Annotated in this window: 17 protein-coding genes and 1 other RNA gene; 7 read left to right on the top strand and 11 right to left on the bottom strand. The window is 60.5% G+C overall.

The window, feature by feature from the left end; all coding sequences use genetic code 11:
- Positions 1 to 23: 23 nt before the first annotated feature.
- An RNA gene (gene rnpB / locus SA496_RS02935) (RNase P RNA component class A) lies at positions 24 to 382 on the bottom strand.
- A 40-nt stretch (positions 383 to 422) separates the two neighbouring features.
- Positions 423 to 1,295, bottom strand: coding sequence for a 16S rRNA (cytidine(1402)-2'-O)-methyltransferase (gene rsmI / locus SA496_RS02930; protein ID WP_120652869.1), 873 nt, complete (start codon positions 1,293 to 1,295; stop codon positions 423 to 425).
- 120 nt (positions 1,296 to 1,415) lie between these two features.
- Between rsmI and SA496_RS02925 the strand changes: the two genes are divergently transcribed.
- The 4 genes from SA496_RS02925 to SA496_RS02910 are packed head-to-tail and all read left to right on the top strand — an operon-like array spanning position 1,416 to position 4,741.
- On the top strand, positions 1,416 to 3,227 hold the full coding sequence (locus tag SA496_RS02925) for a penicillin-binding protein activator (protein ID WP_120652870.1): 1,812 nt from the start codon (positions 1,416 to 1,418) through the stop codon (positions 3,225 to 3,227).
- On the top strand, positions 3,224 to 3,592 hold the full coding sequence (locus SA496_RS02920) for a YraN family protein (protein WP_120652871.1): 369 nt from the start codon (positions 3,224 to 3,226) through the stop codon (positions 3,590 to 3,592). The genes SA496_RS02925 and SA496_RS02920 overlap by 4 nt, the downstream gene beginning before the upstream one ends.
- Positions 3,593 to 3,620: 28 nt before the next feature.
- The gene (locus SA496_RS02915) at positions 3,621 to 4,214 is read left to right on the top strand and encodes a phosphoheptose isomerase (protein ID WP_069082327.1); all 594 of its coding nucleotides are present in this window, start codon (positions 3,621 to 3,623) and stop codon (positions 4,212 to 4,214) included.
- Positions 4,211 to 4,741, top strand: coding sequence for a BON domain-containing protein (locus SA496_RS02910; protein WP_120652872.1), 531 nt, complete (start codon positions 4,211 to 4,213; stop codon positions 4,739 to 4,741). Before SA496_RS02915 ends, SA496_RS02910 begins: the two co-directional genes overlap by 4 nt.
- A gap of 47 nt (positions 4,742 to 4,788) precedes the next feature.
- On the opposite strand, the gene SA496_RS02905 is transcribed toward SA496_RS02910, so the two are convergent.
- From SA496_RS02905 to rplM, 7 genes are all read right to left on the bottom strand, one after another.
- Positions 4,789 to 5,217, bottom strand: a complete 429-nt coding sequence (locus SA496_RS02905; protein WP_120652873.1) for a ClpXP protease specificity-enhancing factor — start codon at positions 5,215 to 5,217, stop codon at positions 4,789 to 4,791.
- A gap of 10 nt (positions 5,218 to 5,227) precedes the next feature.
- Positions 5,228 to 5,845 carry a glutathione S-transferase N-terminal domain-containing protein gene (locus tag SA496_RS02900; protein ID WP_120652874.1) on the bottom strand — a complete coding sequence of 206 codons (618 nt, stop codon included), beginning with the start codon at positions 5,843 to 5,845 and terminating at the stop codon, positions 5,228 to 5,230.
- An 89-nt stretch (positions 5,846 to 5,934) separates the two neighbouring features.
- Positions 5,935 to 6,717 (bottom strand): cytochrome c1, encoded by a 783-nt coding sequence (locus tag SA496_RS02895; protein WP_120652875.1) that lies wholly within the window; start codon positions 6,715 to 6,717, stop codon positions 5,935 to 5,937.
- A complete protein-coding gene (locus SA496_RS02890) occupies positions 6,717 to 7,928 on the bottom strand; it encodes a cytochrome b (protein ID WP_120652876.1) in 1,212 nt (403 codons plus the stop codon). The genes SA496_RS02895 and SA496_RS02890 overlap by 1 nt, the downstream gene beginning before the upstream one ends.
- Positions 7,928 to 8,521, bottom strand: coding sequence for a ubiquinol-cytochrome c reductase iron-sulfur subunit (gene petA, locus SA496_RS02885; RefSeq protein ID WP_120652877.1), 594 nt, complete (start codon positions 8,519 to 8,521; stop codon positions 7,928 to 7,930). Before petA ends, SA496_RS02890 begins: the two co-directional genes overlap by 1 nt.
- Before the next feature lie 254 nt (positions 8,522 to 8,775).
- Positions 8,776 to 9,168, bottom strand: coding sequence for a 30S ribosomal protein S9 (rpsI, locus tag SA496_RS02880; protein WP_003448478.1), 393 nt, complete (start codon positions 9,166 to 9,168; stop codon positions 8,776 to 8,778).
- A gap of 15 nt (positions 9,169 to 9,183) precedes the next feature.
- Complete coding sequence (gene rplM, locus SA496_RS02875; RefSeq protein ID WP_016490991.1) at positions 9,184 to 9,612, bottom strand: 50S ribosomal protein L13; 429 nt, start codon at positions 9,610 to 9,612, stop codon at positions 9,184 to 9,186.
- 275 nt (positions 9,613 to 9,887) lie between these two features.
- Between rplM and SA496_RS02870 the strand changes: the two genes are divergently transcribed.
- On the top strand, positions 9,888 to 10,925 hold the full coding sequence (locus SA496_RS02870) for an NADP(H)-dependent aldo-keto reductase (RefSeq protein ID WP_330115026.1): 1,038 nt from the start codon (positions 9,888 to 9,890) through the stop codon (positions 10,923 to 10,925).
- 50 nt (positions 10,926 to 10,975) lie between these two features.
- Here the strand turns inward: SA496_RS02870 and SA496_RS02865 are convergent, their stop codons facing one another.
- Complete coding sequence (locus tag SA496_RS02865) at positions 10,976 to 12,115, bottom strand: acyl-CoA dehydrogenase family protein (RefSeq protein WP_153922256.1); 1,140 nt, start codon at positions 12,113 to 12,115, stop codon at positions 10,976 to 10,978.
- 250 nt (positions 12,116 to 12,365) lie between these two features.
- On the opposite strand from SA496_RS02865, the gene SA496_RS02860 reads away from it, so the two are divergent.
- Complete coding sequence (locus tag SA496_RS02860) at positions 12,366 to 13,265, top strand: GlxA family transcriptional regulator (RefSeq protein ID WP_162945902.1); 900 nt, start codon at positions 12,366 to 12,368, stop codon at positions 13,263 to 13,265.
- Positions 13,266 to 13,478: 213 nt separating this feature from the next.
- Entirely contained in the window at positions 13,479 to 14,444 is a 966-nt protein-coding gene (locus SA496_RS02855) for a hypothetical protein (RefSeq protein WP_153922252.1), read from the top strand.
- A 55-nt stretch (positions 14,445 to 14,499) separates the two neighbouring features.
- On the opposite strand, the gene zapE is transcribed toward SA496_RS02855, so the two are convergent.
- Positions 14,500 to 15,594, bottom strand: coding sequence for a cell division protein ZapE (zapE, locus tag SA496_RS02850; protein ID WP_120652882.1), 1,095 nt, complete (start codon positions 15,592 to 15,594; stop codon positions 14,500 to 14,502).
- Positions 15,595 to 15,596 lie beyond the last annotated feature (2 nt).

Here is a 15,596-nt window from a genome sequence, read left to right as displayed (position 1 = left end):
AGCTAACGCGAAGAGAAGGAAAAGCAGAGAGTCGATCTGTAAGCCGGGTTCTGTCGAGGACAGTCATTCATCTACGGCTGCCATCACTGACAGCCTTTAGCAACCTACCCGAATCCGACGCGGGCCACGCCATGGATTCCTATTTGGTCTTGCTCCGAGTGGGGTTTGCCTAGCCACGAACTGTTACCAGTCGTGCGGTGCGCTCTTACCGCACCTTTTCACCCTTACCGGCGCTTGCGCGCTTAGGCGGTTATTTTCTGCGGCACTTTCCGTAGGCTTGCGCCTCCCAGGCGTTACCTGGCACTCCGCCCTATGGAGCCCGGACTTTCCTCCCTCTCAAAATCGTAGAACGAAATGAGACAGCGACTGTCCGATCGACTCTCCGCCGACAAGGTTAACGGCAGGCGCCCTCAAGAACAAGCTCAGGAATCGGCCTGGCGCTCCAACGCGGCTTGATACAACAGGTTCTTGCGCACACCCGTGATCTCCGCAGCCAAGGCGGCAGCCCGCTTGACCGGCAATTCGGCCAGAAGCAGATCCAGCACTCGCAATGCTTCCGCGCTCAATGCGCCCTCGCCCTCCGGCGCCTGCCAGCCGCCGACCAAGACCACGCACTCACCCCGCTGCTGGTTCGAGTCCGCCGCCACCCAGCCACACAATTCTTCCAATGGCGCCCCCTTCAAGGTCTCGAAGGTCTTGGTCAGCTCCCTTGCCAGCACTGCAGGACGGTCGCCACCGAATACGCCACGCATGTCCTCCAGGGACTCCAGGAGACGATGAGGCGCTTCATAGAAGATGAGCGTTCGCGGCTCCTCCTTTAAGGCCTCCAGCCGCCCACGACGAGCAGTCGTCTTGGCAGGCAGAAAACCCTCGAAGATGAATCGATCCGAAGGCAGGCCAGCGGACGACAGCGCCGCGATGAGCGCACAGGCGCCCGGCACGGGCACAACAGGAATGCCTGCCGCACGGGCTTGACGCACCAAATGGAACCCCGGGTCGGAAATCAGCGGAGTACCCGCGTCGGAAATCAGCGCCACATCATCCCCGGCCTGCAGACGCGCCAGGAAGCGCCCGCCCTGGTCGCGCTCGTTGTGCTCATGGCAGGCCGCCAGCGGCGTTTCTATGCCGAAGTGCTGCAATAGACGAACCGAGTGACGCGTATCCTCGGCAGCGACCAGGCTCACCTCCTTAAGCACCCGCAGGGCCCGAGCAGTGATGTCGTCGAGGTTGCCGATGGGCGTTGCGACCACATAAAGCGTGCCGACCGCACTGCCGCTAGCGGGAGAAAGAGTCACAAGGCACCTCGGAAAAGACTGAAAGCGCGCATTGTATCCCGATTCACCGGCCCGACATCGCGCCTCAACCGGGGCTTGGGTACAATCGCACCTTTCTTTAACGAGTATCGGGACCGATAAATGATCGCTTGCCTGCGTCCGCTCTCCGCCCTCTGCCTCGCTGGCCTGCTGGCTGCCTGCGCCAGTTCGCCCTCGTCCAGCCTTGGCGAACTGCCCCGCACGCCCCAGGCCAGCATCGAGCAACTGCTGCAGCAAGCCAGCGAAGCCAAGCCAGAAGAGGCCGTGCTGCTCCGCCTATCTGCTGCCGACCTCGCCTACAAGCAGCAGGACATCGGCCGCTCGGCTCGTATCCTGGAACAGATCCCGCTGGACAGCATGAAGCCAGCGCAGCAGATCTTCGCCAGCACCCTGGCCGCCGAACTGGCAATGGCCCGCAACCAGCCCAAGAGCGCCCTGAAGGCCCTAAGCCACCCGAGCCTCGAGCACCTCGCCGAACTTCCCGTTGACCAGCAGGTGCGCACCCAACTGATTCGCGCCCGCGCCCTGGAAGCCGACGACCAACCCCTCGCAGCCGCTCGCGAGCGCGTATTCATCGCCCCACTACTGAGCGGCGAAGCCGCCAGCAGCAACCACGAAGCCATCTGGGCGCTGGTCTCCAGCCTCCCACTCGATCAACTGCAAGGTGGGGGCGACAAGGATCTGGCCGGCTGGCTTGAACTGGCGCGCCTGACCAAGACCTCCTCGACGCTGGAACAGCAACAAGCCGCCATCGACAACTGGCGCGCACAGAATCCAGACCATCCGGCCGCCAAACAATTGCCCCAAGCCCTGACCAAGCTGAAAGAAATTGCCGGTCAGCCACTGACCAAGATCGCCTTGCTGCTACCTCAGGAAGGCCAGCTGGCTTCAGTCTCTCGCGCCCTGCGGGATGGATTCCTGGCAGCCCACTACCAGGCCAAGCAAGCCGGACAGCCGCAACCGACCATCGAAATCTACGACAGCTCCAAGTTGACTTCCATCGACGACTTCTACCGCCAGGCTCAAGCTGATGGCGTGCAGCTTGTCGTGGGTCCGCTTGAGAAGCCGCTCGTCAAACAGCTCAGCACGCGCGAGCAACTCCCGATCACCACTCTCGCCCTGAACTACAGCGACTCCGGCCAGGAAGCCCCTGCCCAGCTATTCCAATTCGGCCTTGCAGCCGAAGACGAAGCCCGCGAAGTAGCCCGCCGCGCCTGGGCCGATGGCATGCGCAGTGCCGTTGCGCTGGTCCCCCGCAGCGAGTGGGGCGATCGCGTACTGCGCGCGTTCCAGCAGAGCTGGCAAGCCGAAGGTGGCCGCCTGATCGCTGCAGAACACGTTGACCAGCCAGTAGCCCTGGCCCAACAGATCGCCGACCTGTTCCAACTCCGCCAGAGTGAAGCGCGTGCCAAGCGCTTGCAGGGCACCCTGGGTGTTCCGGTAGCTGCCCAACCGGCGCGCCGCCAGGACGTCGACTTCATATTCCTCGCCGCAACGCCGCAGCAAGCCCAGCAGATCAAGCCGACGCTGGCCTTCCAGTACGCAGGCGACGTGCCCGTCTACGCCACCTCCCACCTCTATTCGGCGAGCAATGACCCGGCCCAGTACCAGGATCTCAACGGCATTCGTTTCTGCGAAACACCCTGGCTACTGAACGGCGACGACCCGCTCCGCCAGCAGGTAGGCAGCCAATGGCCCCAGGCCGGTGGCAGCCTGGGCCGCCTCTATGCAATGGGTGCCGATGCCTATCGCCTGGCTCCGCGCCTGGCACAGCTGAAGGCCCTGCCGGAAACCCAGGTGGATGGCCTTTCCGGCCGCCTCAGCCTCAACCCCGCCCGTCGCGTCGAGCGCCAGCTTCCCTGGGCCGAGTTCCGCGACGGGCAAGTGCAGCCCCTGAAAGACAGCGACTCTTGACTGACCGGCGTGCTCGCGGGCAAGCGGCGGAGACCCTTGCCCGCAACCACCTTGAAGCCAACGGACTGCGCTTGCTGTCCCAGAACTGGCTATGCCGACGCGGTGAGCTCGATCTGGTCATGCTCGACGGCGATACAGTAGTATTCGCCGAAGTCCGCTACCGGCGTCATGCCGGCTGGGGCGGCGCCCTCGAGAGCGTCGATGCCCGCAAGCGCGAAAAACTGGCATACGCCGCCCAGCAGTTCCTCCAACAGGAATCCCGCTGGGCAAAATACCCTTGTCGATTTGATGTGATTGCCGTCGACGCAATGGACGGTGATTCGCCCCCGCGACTGACCTGGCTGAAGAATGCCTTCGACACCTGATCGGTCGCCCCACTGAAGGTCTAACCCGATGGACATGCAACCCCGTATTCGCCAACTCTTCCAGGCCAGCATCGACACCAAGCTGCAGGCCATGGAACTGCTGGCCCCGCACATCGAGCACGGCAGCATGGTGATGGTCCACGCGCTGCTCAATGAGGGCAAGATACTGTCCTGCGGCAACGGCGGCTCGGCCGGCGACGCCCAGCACTTCTCCTCGGAACTGCTCAATCGCTTCGAACGAGAGCGCCCGAGCCTGCCCGCAATTGCCTTGACGACGGACAGCTCGACCATTACCTCCATCGCCAACGACTACAGCTACAACGAAGTCTTTTCCAAGCAGATCCGCGCCCTTGGCCAACCTGGTGACGTGCTGCTAGCCATCTCGACCAGCGGCAACTCCGCCAATGTGATCCAGGCTATCCAGGCCGCTCACGACCGCGAAATGGTGGTCGTTGCCCTGACCGGCCGCGACGGCGGCGGAATGGCCTCCTTGCTGCTGCCGGAGGATGTGGAAATTCGTGTGCCTTCCAAGATCACCGCCCGTATCCAGGAAGTGCACCTGCTGTCCATCCACTGCCTCTGCGACCTGATCGACCGTCAACTGTTTGGGAGTGAAGAATGATCCGTTCGCCACTGATACTCGCCGGCCTTGCCCTCTGCCTCGCGCTCTCCGGCTGCGGCGGCCGCACCATCGGCAAGACCATCGATGACCAGTCCATGCCGTCGAAGGTGCGCGCCAAGGTCGAAGCGGCCAGTCCTGACCTGAAAACCAACTCGCACATCGTCGTCTCCAGCTACAACGGCGTCGTACTGCTTGCTGGCCAGACGCCGCGCGCCGACCTCAAGGACCTGGCCGGCCAGGCAGCTCAGTCCGCACAAGGCGTGCGCCGCGTACACAACGAATTGCAGGTGCTGCCGCCCTCCTCGACCCTGGCGCGCATGAACGACAGCACCATCACCACCAAGATCACCACCCAACTGCTGGCCGACAGCAAGGTCCCCAGCTCGCAGATCAAGGTCATAACCGAGAACGGCATCGTCTATCTGCTGGGCCTGGTTACTCGCCAGGAAGCCCAGCTGGCCACCAGCATCGTGCAGAGTGTTTCCGGCGTGCAGAAGATCGTCCGACTCTTCGAATACACCAACTGACCTTGCGGCAAACATGAAAAAGGCGATCCGAAGATCGCCTTTTTTTGTTACTTGACCACTTTCAGACTGGGCCGACCGCTGGGGCGCGAGGGCTCACCTCCCACACCCGGAGGCTCGCCGCCGGACGGACCGTCACCCTCCGGTTCAGGATCATCTCCTGGCAATGGCGGCTCCAGGTCGAAGACCATGCCCTGGCCATTTTCCCGCGCATAGATGGCCATGACCGCAGCGGAAGGAACATAGAGGCTGTGGGCAACACCACCGAAGCGCCCTTCAAAGCTCACTGCATCGTTATCCATGTGCAGATGGCGCACTGCGCTCGGCGAGACGTTGAGCACGATCTGTCCATCATTGGCGTAGCCCGACGGCACGATTACGCCTGGGTGCTCGGCATTGACCAGCAAATGGGGCGTGCAATCGTTGTCGACGATCCATTCGTAGAGGGCACGGACGAGGTAGGGGCGACTGGAATTCATCTTGGTCTCCTCAGCGCATTTCGCGCTCGGCGGCGGACAGGCTGGCCTGGAAGGAGTCACGGGCAAACGCGCGCTCCATGTAGTCAAGGAGAGGCTTGGCCGGCCGCGGCAACTCGATGCCCATCAGGGGAAGGCGCCAGAGAATCGGCAGCAGGCAGCAATCCACCAGGCTGAAATCTTCGCTTAGAAAATACGGCTTGTCCGCAAACAGTGGCGAAACACCAGTCAGACTCTCACGCAGTTCCTTGCGCGCAACAGCCTTGTCGGCGTCTTTGTTACGCGGATCAAGGATGCGATCTACCAGCGAACACCAATCGCGCTGCACTCGATGAATGAGCAGACGGGTGTTGGCACGCGCTACGGGATAGACCGGCAGCAGAGGAGGATGCGGATAACGCTCCTCCAGGTACTCCATCACGACAGTGGACTCATAAAGTGCCAGGTCACGATCGACCAAGGTCGGAACGCTGCCGTACGGATTGACCTCAGCCAGCTTGGGCGGGCAGCGGCCTGGCTCGACATTGATGATCTCGGCGGCGACGCCCTTCTCAGCGAGCACGATACGCACGCGATGGGAGTAGTGGTCGGCGGGGTCGGAGTAACAGGCCAGCCTGTTGGTGACGGCCATTGCGTCCTCCTCACATTGGAAAATTTCAGGGGCAGAAAAAGCGCGCGCCCAATAAGGGCGCGCGCTTCTTGCAACGGTGCAGCAGTGTATCAGTGCACGTCCTTCCAGTACTCGCGCTTGAGCAGGTAGGCGAACACGAAGAAGAACGCCAGGTACAGCAGCACGTAGGTACCGATGCGCTGGCTTTCCAGCTTGACCGGGTTGGCGGAGTAGGCGAGGAAGGTAACCAGATTCTGGACCTTCTCGTCGAACTCAGCCTCGGTCAGTTTGCCGGTCTTCGGCATTACGGTCAGCTGATCACAGGCTTCGTGGGTCAGCGGAGCGCCGGTCAGCGGATCGAACTGCTTATTGCCGCCCTCAACCACTTGAACCTGCTTGCAACCAATGACCTGACGGCCCTGCAGGCCGACCAGGACGTTCGGCATGCCGACGTTCGGGAAGACCTTGTTGTTCACGCCCCACGGACGCGCAGGATCCTCATAGAAGGAACGCAGGTAGCTGTACAGCCAGTCAGTGCCGCGTACGCGTGCAACCAAGGTCAGGTCAGGCGGAGCAGCACCGAACCAGGTCTTGGCGTCTTGCGGCTGCATACCAATCTTCATGTGGTCGCCAATCTTGGCGCCAGTGAGGACCAGGTTCTGCAGCATGAGGTCTTCCGGAATGCCCAGATCCTTGCCCACGCGCTCATAGCGCTGGAACTTGGCGCTGTGACAGCCCATGCAGTAGTTCGCGAAAGTACGCGCGCCGTCCTGCATTGCAGCCTTGTCGGTCAGGTCGATGTCGACCTTGTCCAGATGCACGTCATGGCCACCGGCGGCGAAAGACAGAGCCGGCAGCGCAGCGAAAACAAATGCAGCAAATAGCTTTTTCATCAGCCTGTCACCCTTTCCGGTACCGGTTTGGTTTTTTCCATCCTTGTGTAGAACGGCATCAGGATGAAGTACGCGAAGTACAGGATGGTGCACACCTGCGACAGCAGAGTACGGCCCGGAGTCGGCGCCAGAACGCCCAGCACGCCGAGGATGATGAAGGAGATACAGAACACCAGCAGCCAGATCTTGCTCAGCCAGCCTTTGTAACGCATGGACTTCACCGGGCTGCGATCCAGCCACGGCAGAACGAACAGCACGGCGATCGCAGCACCCATGGCGATAACTCCGAGAAGCTTGTCCGGTACCGCACGCAGAATCGCGTAGAACGGAGTGAAGTACCAAACCGGTGCAATGTGCTCAGGAGTCTTGAACGGGTTGGCCTGTTCGAAGTTCGGCTTCTCGAGGAAGTAACCCCCCATCTCCGGGAAGAAGAACACCACGAAGCAGAACACGAAGAGGAACACCACCACGCCGACGATATCTTTCACCGAGTAGTAGGGGTGGAACGCAATGCCGTCCAGCGGAATGCCGTTCTCGTCCTTCTTCTTCTTGATATCCACGCCGTCCGGGTTGTTCGAACCCACTTCGTGCAGCGCCAGGATGTGCAGCACGACCAGGCCGAGCAAGACGATCGGCAGAGCGATCACGTGCAGGGCGAAGAAGCGATTCAGGGTGATGCCCGAAATCAGGTAGTCACCACGAATCCACTGGGTCAGGTCGTCGCCCACGACAGGGATGGCACCGAACAGCGAGATGATCACCTGAGCACCCCAATAGGACATCTGGCCCCAGGGCAGCAGGTAGCCCATGAAGGCCTCGGCCATCAGGGCGAGGTAGATCAGCATGCCGAAGATCCACACCAGCTCACGCGGCTTCTGGTAGGAGCCGTAGAGCAGACCGCGGAACATGTGCAGGTAGACAACGATGAAGAACGCCGATGCACCCGTGGAGTGCAGGTATCGGATGATCCAGCCGTACTCCACGTCGCGCATGATGTACTCAACGGACGCAAAGGCTTCTTCGGCGGACGGAGTGAAGCTCATGGTCAGCCAGATACCGGTGAGGATCTGGTTTACCAGTACCAGCAGTGCCAGCGAACCGAAGAAATAGAAGAAGTTGAAGTTCTTCGGGGCGTAGTACTTGCTCAGATGGTCTTCCCACATCTTGGTCGCGGGGAAGCGCGCATCGACCCATTCCATGAATTTGCTCATCAGGCCTTCTCCTGGTCCACACCGACGACGATGACGTCATCCGACTCGTACGAGTACGGCGGCACCGGCAGGTTCAGAGGCGCGGGCTGCGCCTTGTAGACACGACCGGCGAGATCGTAACGGGAGCCGTGGCAGGGACAGAAGTAGCCGCCTACCCACTCAGCACCCAGGTCAGCCGGGGCAACTTCCGGACGGAAGGACGGCGAGCAGCCAAGGTGGGTGCAGATGCCGACCAGTACCAGGATTTCCGGCTTGATCGAACGGTTTACCGGATCCACATAGGTCGGCTGAACCGACGCTTTGGATTCTGGGTCTGCTATGCGGTCGTGGATCTTTGGCAGGTTCGCCAGGATCTCTTCAGTACGACGCACGATGAACACCGGCTGACCGCGCCATTCGGCAATGATCTGCTGGCCTGCCTCGACCTTGCTTATATTCACCTTGACCGGTGCACCCGCGGCCTTGGCCTTGGCACTGGGCAGCCATGACCCCACGAACGGGACCGCAGCCCCCACCGCTCCCGCCGCACCAACCACGGACGTGGCCGCTACGAGGAAGCGACGCCGGCCTGCATTCACGCCGTCATTGCTCATTCAGTCGTCTCCCATCAGCTTTTGTGGCCTGTTGTTCAGGCCTCTACTAAGTAAAAAATCGAGCCGCGCAAAAAATTCGCCAAATGGTAAAGAAAACCCCCTTTCCTGACAAGGTAATAGCCGGATACAAATAGCCCGAAAGCCTTGATTGGCGGGGGATCCGCATGTGCGACAAGCTGTCGCACGGACAAATTCTTCACGCATAAAAAAACGCCCAGTTCCGAAGAAACTGGGCGCTTTTCGCAAGCGTCGAATTAACGCTTGGAGTACTGCGGACGCTTACGTGCTTTGCGCAGACCGACTTTCTTACGCTCAACTTCGCGAGCATCGCGAGTCACGTAGCCGGCCTTACGCAGCGGGCTGCGCAGGGTCTCGTCGTATTCGATCAGGGCGCGAGTAATGCCGTGGCGGATAGCACCGGCCTGACCGCTTACACCACCGCCAACGACGGTGACATAGATATCGAATTTCTCAACAGTCTCGGTCAGCTCCAGCGGCTGACGCACGACCATGCGAGCGGTTTCGCGGCCGAAGAAAGTATCCAGGCTGCGGTTGTTGATGGAGATCTTGCCAGTACCCGGACGCAGGAAGACGCGTGCGGTAGCAGTCTTACGACGGCCGGTGCCGTAATTTTGAGTCGCCGACATAATGAACTTATCCCGTTAAATCTTCAGTTCTTGGGGCTGCTGAGCGGTGTGCGGGTGAACAGCACCCTTGTACACCTTCAGCTTGCGATACATGTCGCGGCCCAGCGGGTTTTTCGGCAGCATGCCTTTGACCGCGGTCTCGATCACGCGCTCGGGGGCCTTGGCAATCAGCTTCTCGAAGTTGATTTCCTTGATGCCACCCGGGAAGCCGGAGTGCGAGTAGTACATCTTGTCGGTGGTCTTGGCACCGGTAACACGAACCTGCTCAGCATTGATCACGACGATGTAGTCGCCGGTATCAACGTGAGGGGTGTATTCGGGCTTGTGCTTGCCACGCAGACGGCTGGCAATTTCGGTGGCCAGACGACCCAGGGTCTGACCTGCAGCGTCGACGACGTACCAGTCGCGCTTAACAGTTTCCGGTTTTGCAGTAAAAGTCTTCATTCGCTATAGCCTCAGGGGCCGCCCTGAAAATTAGACGGCGGATCTTACTGAATAGTGCTCGCCCTGACAAGGTCAGAGACAGCCGGAAACAGACGCTATCGGGGGCTCGGGTCAGCGCGTCCGCTACGGCAAGGGTTGTTCGGCAGGCTAGGCATCCCCGCCTTCCTTCTTCGCAGGCTAGGCATCCCCGCAAAGAAAGCCGCGGAATTATGCCGATTGCAGGAAAAAATTCAACCTGATTTCATGCATCCTTTACAAAAACGCAGGAGGCAGCGATGGAATACCGCCAACTTGGCCGCACTGATCTCAAAGTCAGCAGCCTTTGCCTGGGCACCATGACCTGGGGCGAGCAGAACACCGAGTCAGAAGCCTTCGCCCAGATCGAGCGCGCCAAAGGCTACGGCATTAATTTCATGGACACGGCGGAGATGTACCCGGTACCGCCTCGCGCGGAAACCTATAGCGCCACCGAAACCATCATCGGCAACTGGTTCGCCAAGCATCGTGACCGCGCAGACTGGGTCCTGGCGAGCAAAGTGGCTGGCCCGGGAAATGGCATCAGTCATATTCGCGGCGGCAACCTCAAGCACAACCGAGAGCACATCACCGCCGCCCTGGATGCCAGCCTCAAACGCCTGCAGACCGATTGGATCGACCTCTACCAACTGCACTGGCCTGAGCGCAGCACCAACTTCTTCGGCCAGCTCGGCTACCAACACAAGGACGAAGCGTTCACCCCCCTTCAGGAAACCCTCGAGGTGCTCGGCGAACAGGTCAAGGCGGGCAAGATCCGCCACATCGGCCTGTCCAACGAAACGCCCTGGGGCACCATGAAGTTCCTCCAGCTCGCCGATCAGCTCGGCCTGCCACGCGTCGCTTCCATCCAGAACCCCTACAACCTGCTCAACCGCAGCTTCGAAGTGGGCCTGGCGGAAGTGGCGATGCGCGAGCAATGCGGCCTCCTCGCCTATTCCCCCATGGCATTCGGCATGCTTTCCGGCAAGTACGAGAACGGTGCTCGCCCTGCGAACGCCCGGATAACCCTGTTCAGTCGCTTCACCCGCTACACCAACCCGCAGTCTCAGGCAGCCTGCTCGCGTTACGTGCAACTCGCTAGGGAACACGGTCTGGATCCAGCGCAGATGGCGCTTGCCTTTGTCACTGCCCAACCTTTCGTGACCAGCAACATCATTGGCGCCACTTCCCTTGAGCAATTGGCGACAAACCTGCGCAGTACCGAGCTGAGACTTTCCGAAGGCGTTCTGGAAGGCATTGCCGCCATCCACAAGGACCAACCGAACCCGGCTCCCTGAGAACAAGAAAGCCCGGCAATCGCCGGGCTTCTTGCTTTTGCAGAGGTAGGTCAAACCAGGGAACGGGCGATGATCTCCTTCATGATCTCGTTGGTACCGGCATAAATCCGCTGCACCCGCGCATCCGCCCAGGCCCGAGCTACCGCGTACTCCCACATGAAACCGTATCCACCGTGCAGCTGCACGCATTCGTCCAGCACCTTGCACTGGAGGTCAGTACCCCAGTACTTGAGCATCGCCGCCGTCGGCACATCCAGCTTGCCTTGCAGGTGCAGCTCCAGGCAGCGATCAACGAAAACGCGGCCGATCTGGATCTCCGTTGCCATCTCCGCCAGCTTGAAACGGGTGTTCTGGAACTCGGCGACAGATTTACCGAACGCCTTGCGCTCACGTGTGTAGTCCAGGGTCCAGTTAAGCGCCGCTTCGGCCGACGCCAGGGCACCGATGCCGACGGTCAGGCGCTCCTGAGGAAGCTCCTGCATCAGATAGGCGAATCCCATGCCGGCCTGTCCTAGCAGGTTTTCCTTTGGAACCCGAACATCCTGGAAGAACAGCTCGGATGTGTCCTGAGCCTTCATGCCGACCTTTTCCAGCCGCTTGCCCTTGGCAAAGCCGGGGGTTCCCGCCTCGACCAGGAATAGGCTGGTGCCTTTCGCCCCCGCCTTCGGGTCGGTCTTGGCGACCACGATCACCAGATCAGCGAGGAAGCCGTTGGTAATGAATGTCTTGGAGCCGTTGATGACGTAATCGTCGCCGTCCAGTACCGCAGTGGTTTTCACGCCCTGGAGGTCAGAACCGGCACCGGGCTCAGTCATGGCAATGGCCGTCACCAGCTCACCACTGACCAGTCTGGGTAGATACTTCAGTTTCTGCGCCTCGGAACCGTAATGAAGGATGTACGGTGCAACGATGTCGGAATGCAGGGAGAAGCCGATACCAGTCAGACCCAGGCGGCCGATCTCTTCGATCACCACCGCACTGTAGAGAAAGTCGGCGCCCATCCCGCCGTACTCTTCCGGGATATGCGAGCAAAGCATTCCGGCCTCACCCGCCTTGTTCCATAGGGTGCGATCGATGTGGCCGTCCTTTTCCCACTGGTGGTGGTAAGGCACTGCCTCCTGCTCGAGGAACTTGCGCACACTGTCGCGGAATAGTTCGTGATCGGAGCTGAACAGGGTTCTTGGGATCATGGCATCACCTTGGAATGACACTGCGTGTCGTATGGGGTCAGAGGCAACCGACTCTAGGCCAGTCCCCTCCCCCGCCACACTGGACACTTAGGACAAAAAATAAGACGATCCAGCCGCAGAATGACCGCTTTCCCCTAATAAGAACAACACCATGAGTATTACGCAGTCCCCCAACCTTCGACAGGTCAGCATCCTGGCCATCGATGGCGTCTTCGCCTCCACCCTCATGCAGGCCAAGGACTTCTTCCACATGGCCAGCTTGCGCTTCGGCAAGCTCCAGGGTAAAGGCCTCACACCTGCTTTCCGGACCCGCCTGGTCAGCCCTGATGGCCTGCCAGTCGACAGCTTCAGCGACGTGAAAGTCCCAGTCGACGGGCCGCTGGACGACGCAGAGATCATCATCATCCCTGCCTTCTGGGGCGACTTCGATGCCCTGCTATCTCGTTATCCGCAAGTCTGCGAATGGCTGCGCGCGCGTCACGCCGCCGGCAGCGCCATCTGTGGCGAGGCCACCGGTGTGTTCTGGATGGCCCAAGCGGGGCTTCTGGATGGAAAGGAAGCCACTACTTACTGGCGCTTCTTTGGTGAGTTCGCCGAACGCTTCCCCAGGGTATTGCTGAACCAGGACAAGCATCTTTCCGACGCCGACAACCTCTACTGCGCCGGCGGCGTCACCTCGGCCTGCGATCTCTATATCTACCTGATCGAACGCTTCTGTGGCGCCGGCATCGCTCAGGCGGTGGCCCGTGACATTCTCTATGAAGTCCAACGCAGCTATACCCCGGGCCGCATCGGCTTCGGCGGACAGAAGCTGCACCACGACATGACCATCCTGCAGATCCAGCAATGGCTGGAAGACCACTTCGCCGACAAATTCCGCTTCGAGGACGTGGCCCGCGACCACGGTATGAGCATTCGCAACTTCATGCGGCGCTTCCAGGCAGCCACTGGCGACAAGCCCCTGCATTACCTTCAAAGGTTACGCATCGAAACAGCAAAGGGGCTTCTTTCGGGTACGCGCAAGAGCATCAAGACCATCAGTTACGAGGTGGGCTACGACGACGCCAGCTTCTTCGCCCGCCTGTTCCGCCAGCACACCCAGCTCTCTCCGAACCAATACCGGCACCAGTACCAGCAGAAAGGTGAGTGAAGCGGAGTTCGCTCACGCTCAGCTCATGCACCTGCCGCTGCAGCAGTCCCGCTGGCGCTAGCCAGCGATTCCGCCGCCTCCTGGCACTGCCATCCCAAGGATGGGTTGGCCCCATGCCTCATCGCCCTATGATCGGCCCATGCCCGAACGGGTTGCCCAGACCCCGCGCCTGTCATCGCGCGGGAGGAAAACAACAAGAAAAGGTCCATCGCCATGCGCCGCTACCTGCTTGCACTGCTGGCCGCCTGCAGCCTCACCGCTGTGGCGGATGAAAACTGGAAACCCTTCCCCTACGACAAGGCCGCCTATGACTACTCCGGCGACAAGCTGCGCGAAGCCTGGCCGCGCCTGACTCGCGGATTCGGTCCCAACTACCCCTATCCGGATGCCGACTGGGTCGTGACCATGGCCAGCCAGTACCCCAAGGCCCTCGAACTGACCGTGACTGGAAATACCGGCTTCACCGGCAAGCCCGAGGAAGCCGAAGCCTACGCAGCGAAGCTCCAGGATGTCTGGCGCCTGATGTTCCGTGGTGACTTTGCCCAGGCCAAGAAGCAGGGACTCGCCCTGGGTGTTGGTGGCCAGGTGCCGGCAATGTTCGCCCAGGTGGTCTACGCCATGTTTCTCGTACCGGACCAGGAGGAGAAGCATCGCCTGCTGGAGGAAGTGATCCGCTACACCGATGAAGCCGGCGACCTGGTCAAGGCCGATGTGGTCGCACAGTTCGGTCGCGCCTATGCCAAGGCCCGGTTGGGCGAAGAGCTGCCGGTACCGGTGGTGCTCAAGCGCGGGTATACCAGCCAAATCCCCGATGAACTGGATGCCCTGTTGAAGACGCAGCCTGGGCAACCCTTCGCCCTGGCCCTCTACGGTGGCTACGAAGCCGGTGTCATTCGCAAGGTGGGCAAGCTGGTGGGCAAGATGACCTACGGAGTCAGCTCGGACAAGATGGAGCAGTACTTCGCCCGCTCCTTCAAGGCCATCGACGATTTGCCCATAGGCCACTACGAATACGCCAACGCCCTGGAGTACGTATACGGCGAGGACGAGGAAGCCAGGGTCCTGGAGCACCTGAAAAAGGCGGTGGCGATCAAGCCGATCAACGCCATGGAAGCCCTGGAAGTGGCTCATGCACAGAGGTTGCTGAAACAGCAGGAACAGAAGCTGGCGCAGAACTGACACACCAGCGGAAATGAAAAAGGCTGCCTTCAGGCAGCCTTTTTTCGTACGCATCTCAGGGTTTGTGAGGCCGCGAAAGGAACTCGTGCGATTGCATCTCCAGCAGCCGGCTCAACGTACGCTGGAACTCGAAATTCAATCGGCCACCGGAATAGAGATCCTTCAGCTCCACCTCGGCGGAAATGATCAGTTTCACGTTGCGATCGTAGAACTCGTCCACCAGGTTGATGAAGCGGCGCGCCATGTCGTCCTTGGCCACGCCCATCTGCTCGACGTTGGCGAGGATCACCGCGTGGAAGATCTTGCCAAGCTCGATGTAGTCGTTCTGGCTGCGCGGACCGTCGCAGAGTTCGCGGAACTCGAACCAGGCAACGTCTTCGCAGACGCGGACGGCTCGGATCTCGCGGTTTTCGATCATCAGGGCTTCGTTTTCCTGCGCCATGGTGCAGTCCGGCAAGAGGCTCTTGAAGCTGCGACTCAGGCTGGCTTCGGCTTCAGCGTCCAGCGGGAAGTGGAACAGCTCGGCCTGCTCCAAGGCGCGCAGGCGGTAGTCCACGCCGCTGTCGACGTTGACGATGTCGGTGTGCTCCTTGAGCAGAGCAATCGCCGGCAGGAAGCGCGCACGCTGCAGGCCATCCTTGTAGAGGCCGTCGGGAACGATGTTGGAAGTCGCCACCAGACTGACACCATTCTTGAACAGCTCCTCGAGGAGCGTGGCCAGTATCATGGCGTCGGTAATATCGGAGACGAAGAATTCGTCGAAGCAGATTACCCGGGCCTCGTCGGCAAATCGCTTGCCGATGATGGTCAGCGGGTTCTTCTCGCCCTTGAGGGTTTTCATCTCCTCGTGGACGCGCTTCATGAAGCGGTGGAAGTGGGTACGCATCTTCTGCTTGAACGGCAGTGCCTCGTAGAAGGTATCCACCAGGTAGGTCTTGCCGCGACCCACGCCACCCCAGAAGTACAGGCCCTTCACCGGACCTTGGCGCTTCTTGCCGAACAGACTGCCCAGCAATCCGGGCTTGCTGCGTTCATCGGCGATCAGGTCGTCATACAGCCGCTGCAAATGGCGAACGGCGGTTTCCTGCGCGGCATCGTGGAAAAAATCCGGCCGCTTGAGATCGGACTGGTAGCGCTCGAGGGGGGTCATGA

It is taken from the genome of Pseudomonas sp. JS3066 (assembly GCF_036328175.1).
GTDB lineage: Bacteria > Pseudomonadota > Gammaproteobacteria > Pseudomonadales > Pseudomonadaceae > Metapseudomonas.
The sequence above is the reverse complement of the archived record's forward strand: the minus strand, read 5'-3'. Positions and strand labels throughout refer to the sequence as shown.

Excerpts from the sequence above, each read along its gene's own strand:
- SA496_RS02925 (WP_120652870.1), top strand. The coding sequence starts at position 1,416 with ATGATCGCTTGCCTGCGTCCGCTCTCCGCCCTCTGCCTCGCTGGCCTG.
- SA496_RS02915 (WP_069082327.1), top strand. The coding sequence starts at position 3,621 with ATGGACATGCAACCCCGTATTCGCCAACTCTTCCAGGCCAGCATCGAC.
- SA496_RS02910 (WP_120652872.1), top strand. The coding sequence starts at position 4,211 with ATGATCCGTTCGCCACTGATACTCGCCGGCCTTGCCCTCTGCCTCGCG.
- SA496_RS02905 (WP_120652873.1), bottom strand. The coding sequence starts at position 5,217 with ATGAATTCCAGTCGCCCCTACCTCGTCCGTGCCCTCTACGAATGGATC.
- SA496_RS02900 (WP_120652874.1), bottom strand. The coding sequence starts at position 5,845 with ATGGCCGTCACCAACAGGCTGGCCTGTTACTCCGACCCCGCCGACCAC.
- SA496_RS02895 (WP_120652875.1), bottom strand. The coding sequence starts at position 6,717 with ATGAAAAAGCTATTTGCTGCATTTGTTTTCGCTGCGCTGCCGGCTCTG.
- SA496_RS02890 (WP_120652876.1), bottom strand. The coding sequence starts at position 7,928 with ATGAGCAAATTCATGGAATGGGTCGATGCGCGCTTCCCCGCGACCAAG.
- petA (WP_120652877.1), bottom strand. The coding sequence starts at position 8,521 with ATGAGCAATGACGGCGTGAATGCAGGCCGGCGTCGCTTCCTCGTAGCG.
- rpsI (WP_003448478.1), bottom strand. The coding sequence starts at position 9,168 with ATGTCGGCGACTCAAAATTACGGCACCGGCCGTCGTAAGACTGCTACC.
- rplM (WP_016490991.1), bottom strand. The coding sequence starts at position 9,612 with ATGAAGACTTTTACTGCAAAACCGGAAACTGTTAAGCGCGACTGGTAC.
- SA496_RS02870 (WP_330115026.1), top strand. The coding sequence starts at position 9,888 with ATGGAATACCGCCAACTTGGCCGCACTGATCTCAAAGTCAGCAGCCTT.
- SA496_RS02865 (WP_153922256.1), bottom strand. The coding sequence starts at position 12,115 with ATGATCCCAAGAACCCTGTTCAGCTCCGATCACGAACTATTCCGCGAC.
- SA496_RS02860 (WP_162945902.1), top strand. The coding sequence starts at position 12,366 with ATGGCCAGCTTGCGCTTCGGCAAGCTCCAGGGTAAAGGCCTCACACCT.
- SA496_RS02855 (WP_153922252.1), top strand. The coding sequence starts at position 13,479 with ATGCGCCGCTACCTGCTTGCACTGCTGGCCGCCTGCAGCCTCACCGCT.
- zapE (WP_120652882.1), bottom strand. The coding sequence starts at position 15,594 with ATGACCCCCCTCGAGCGCTACCAGTCCGATCTCAAGCGGCCGGATTTT.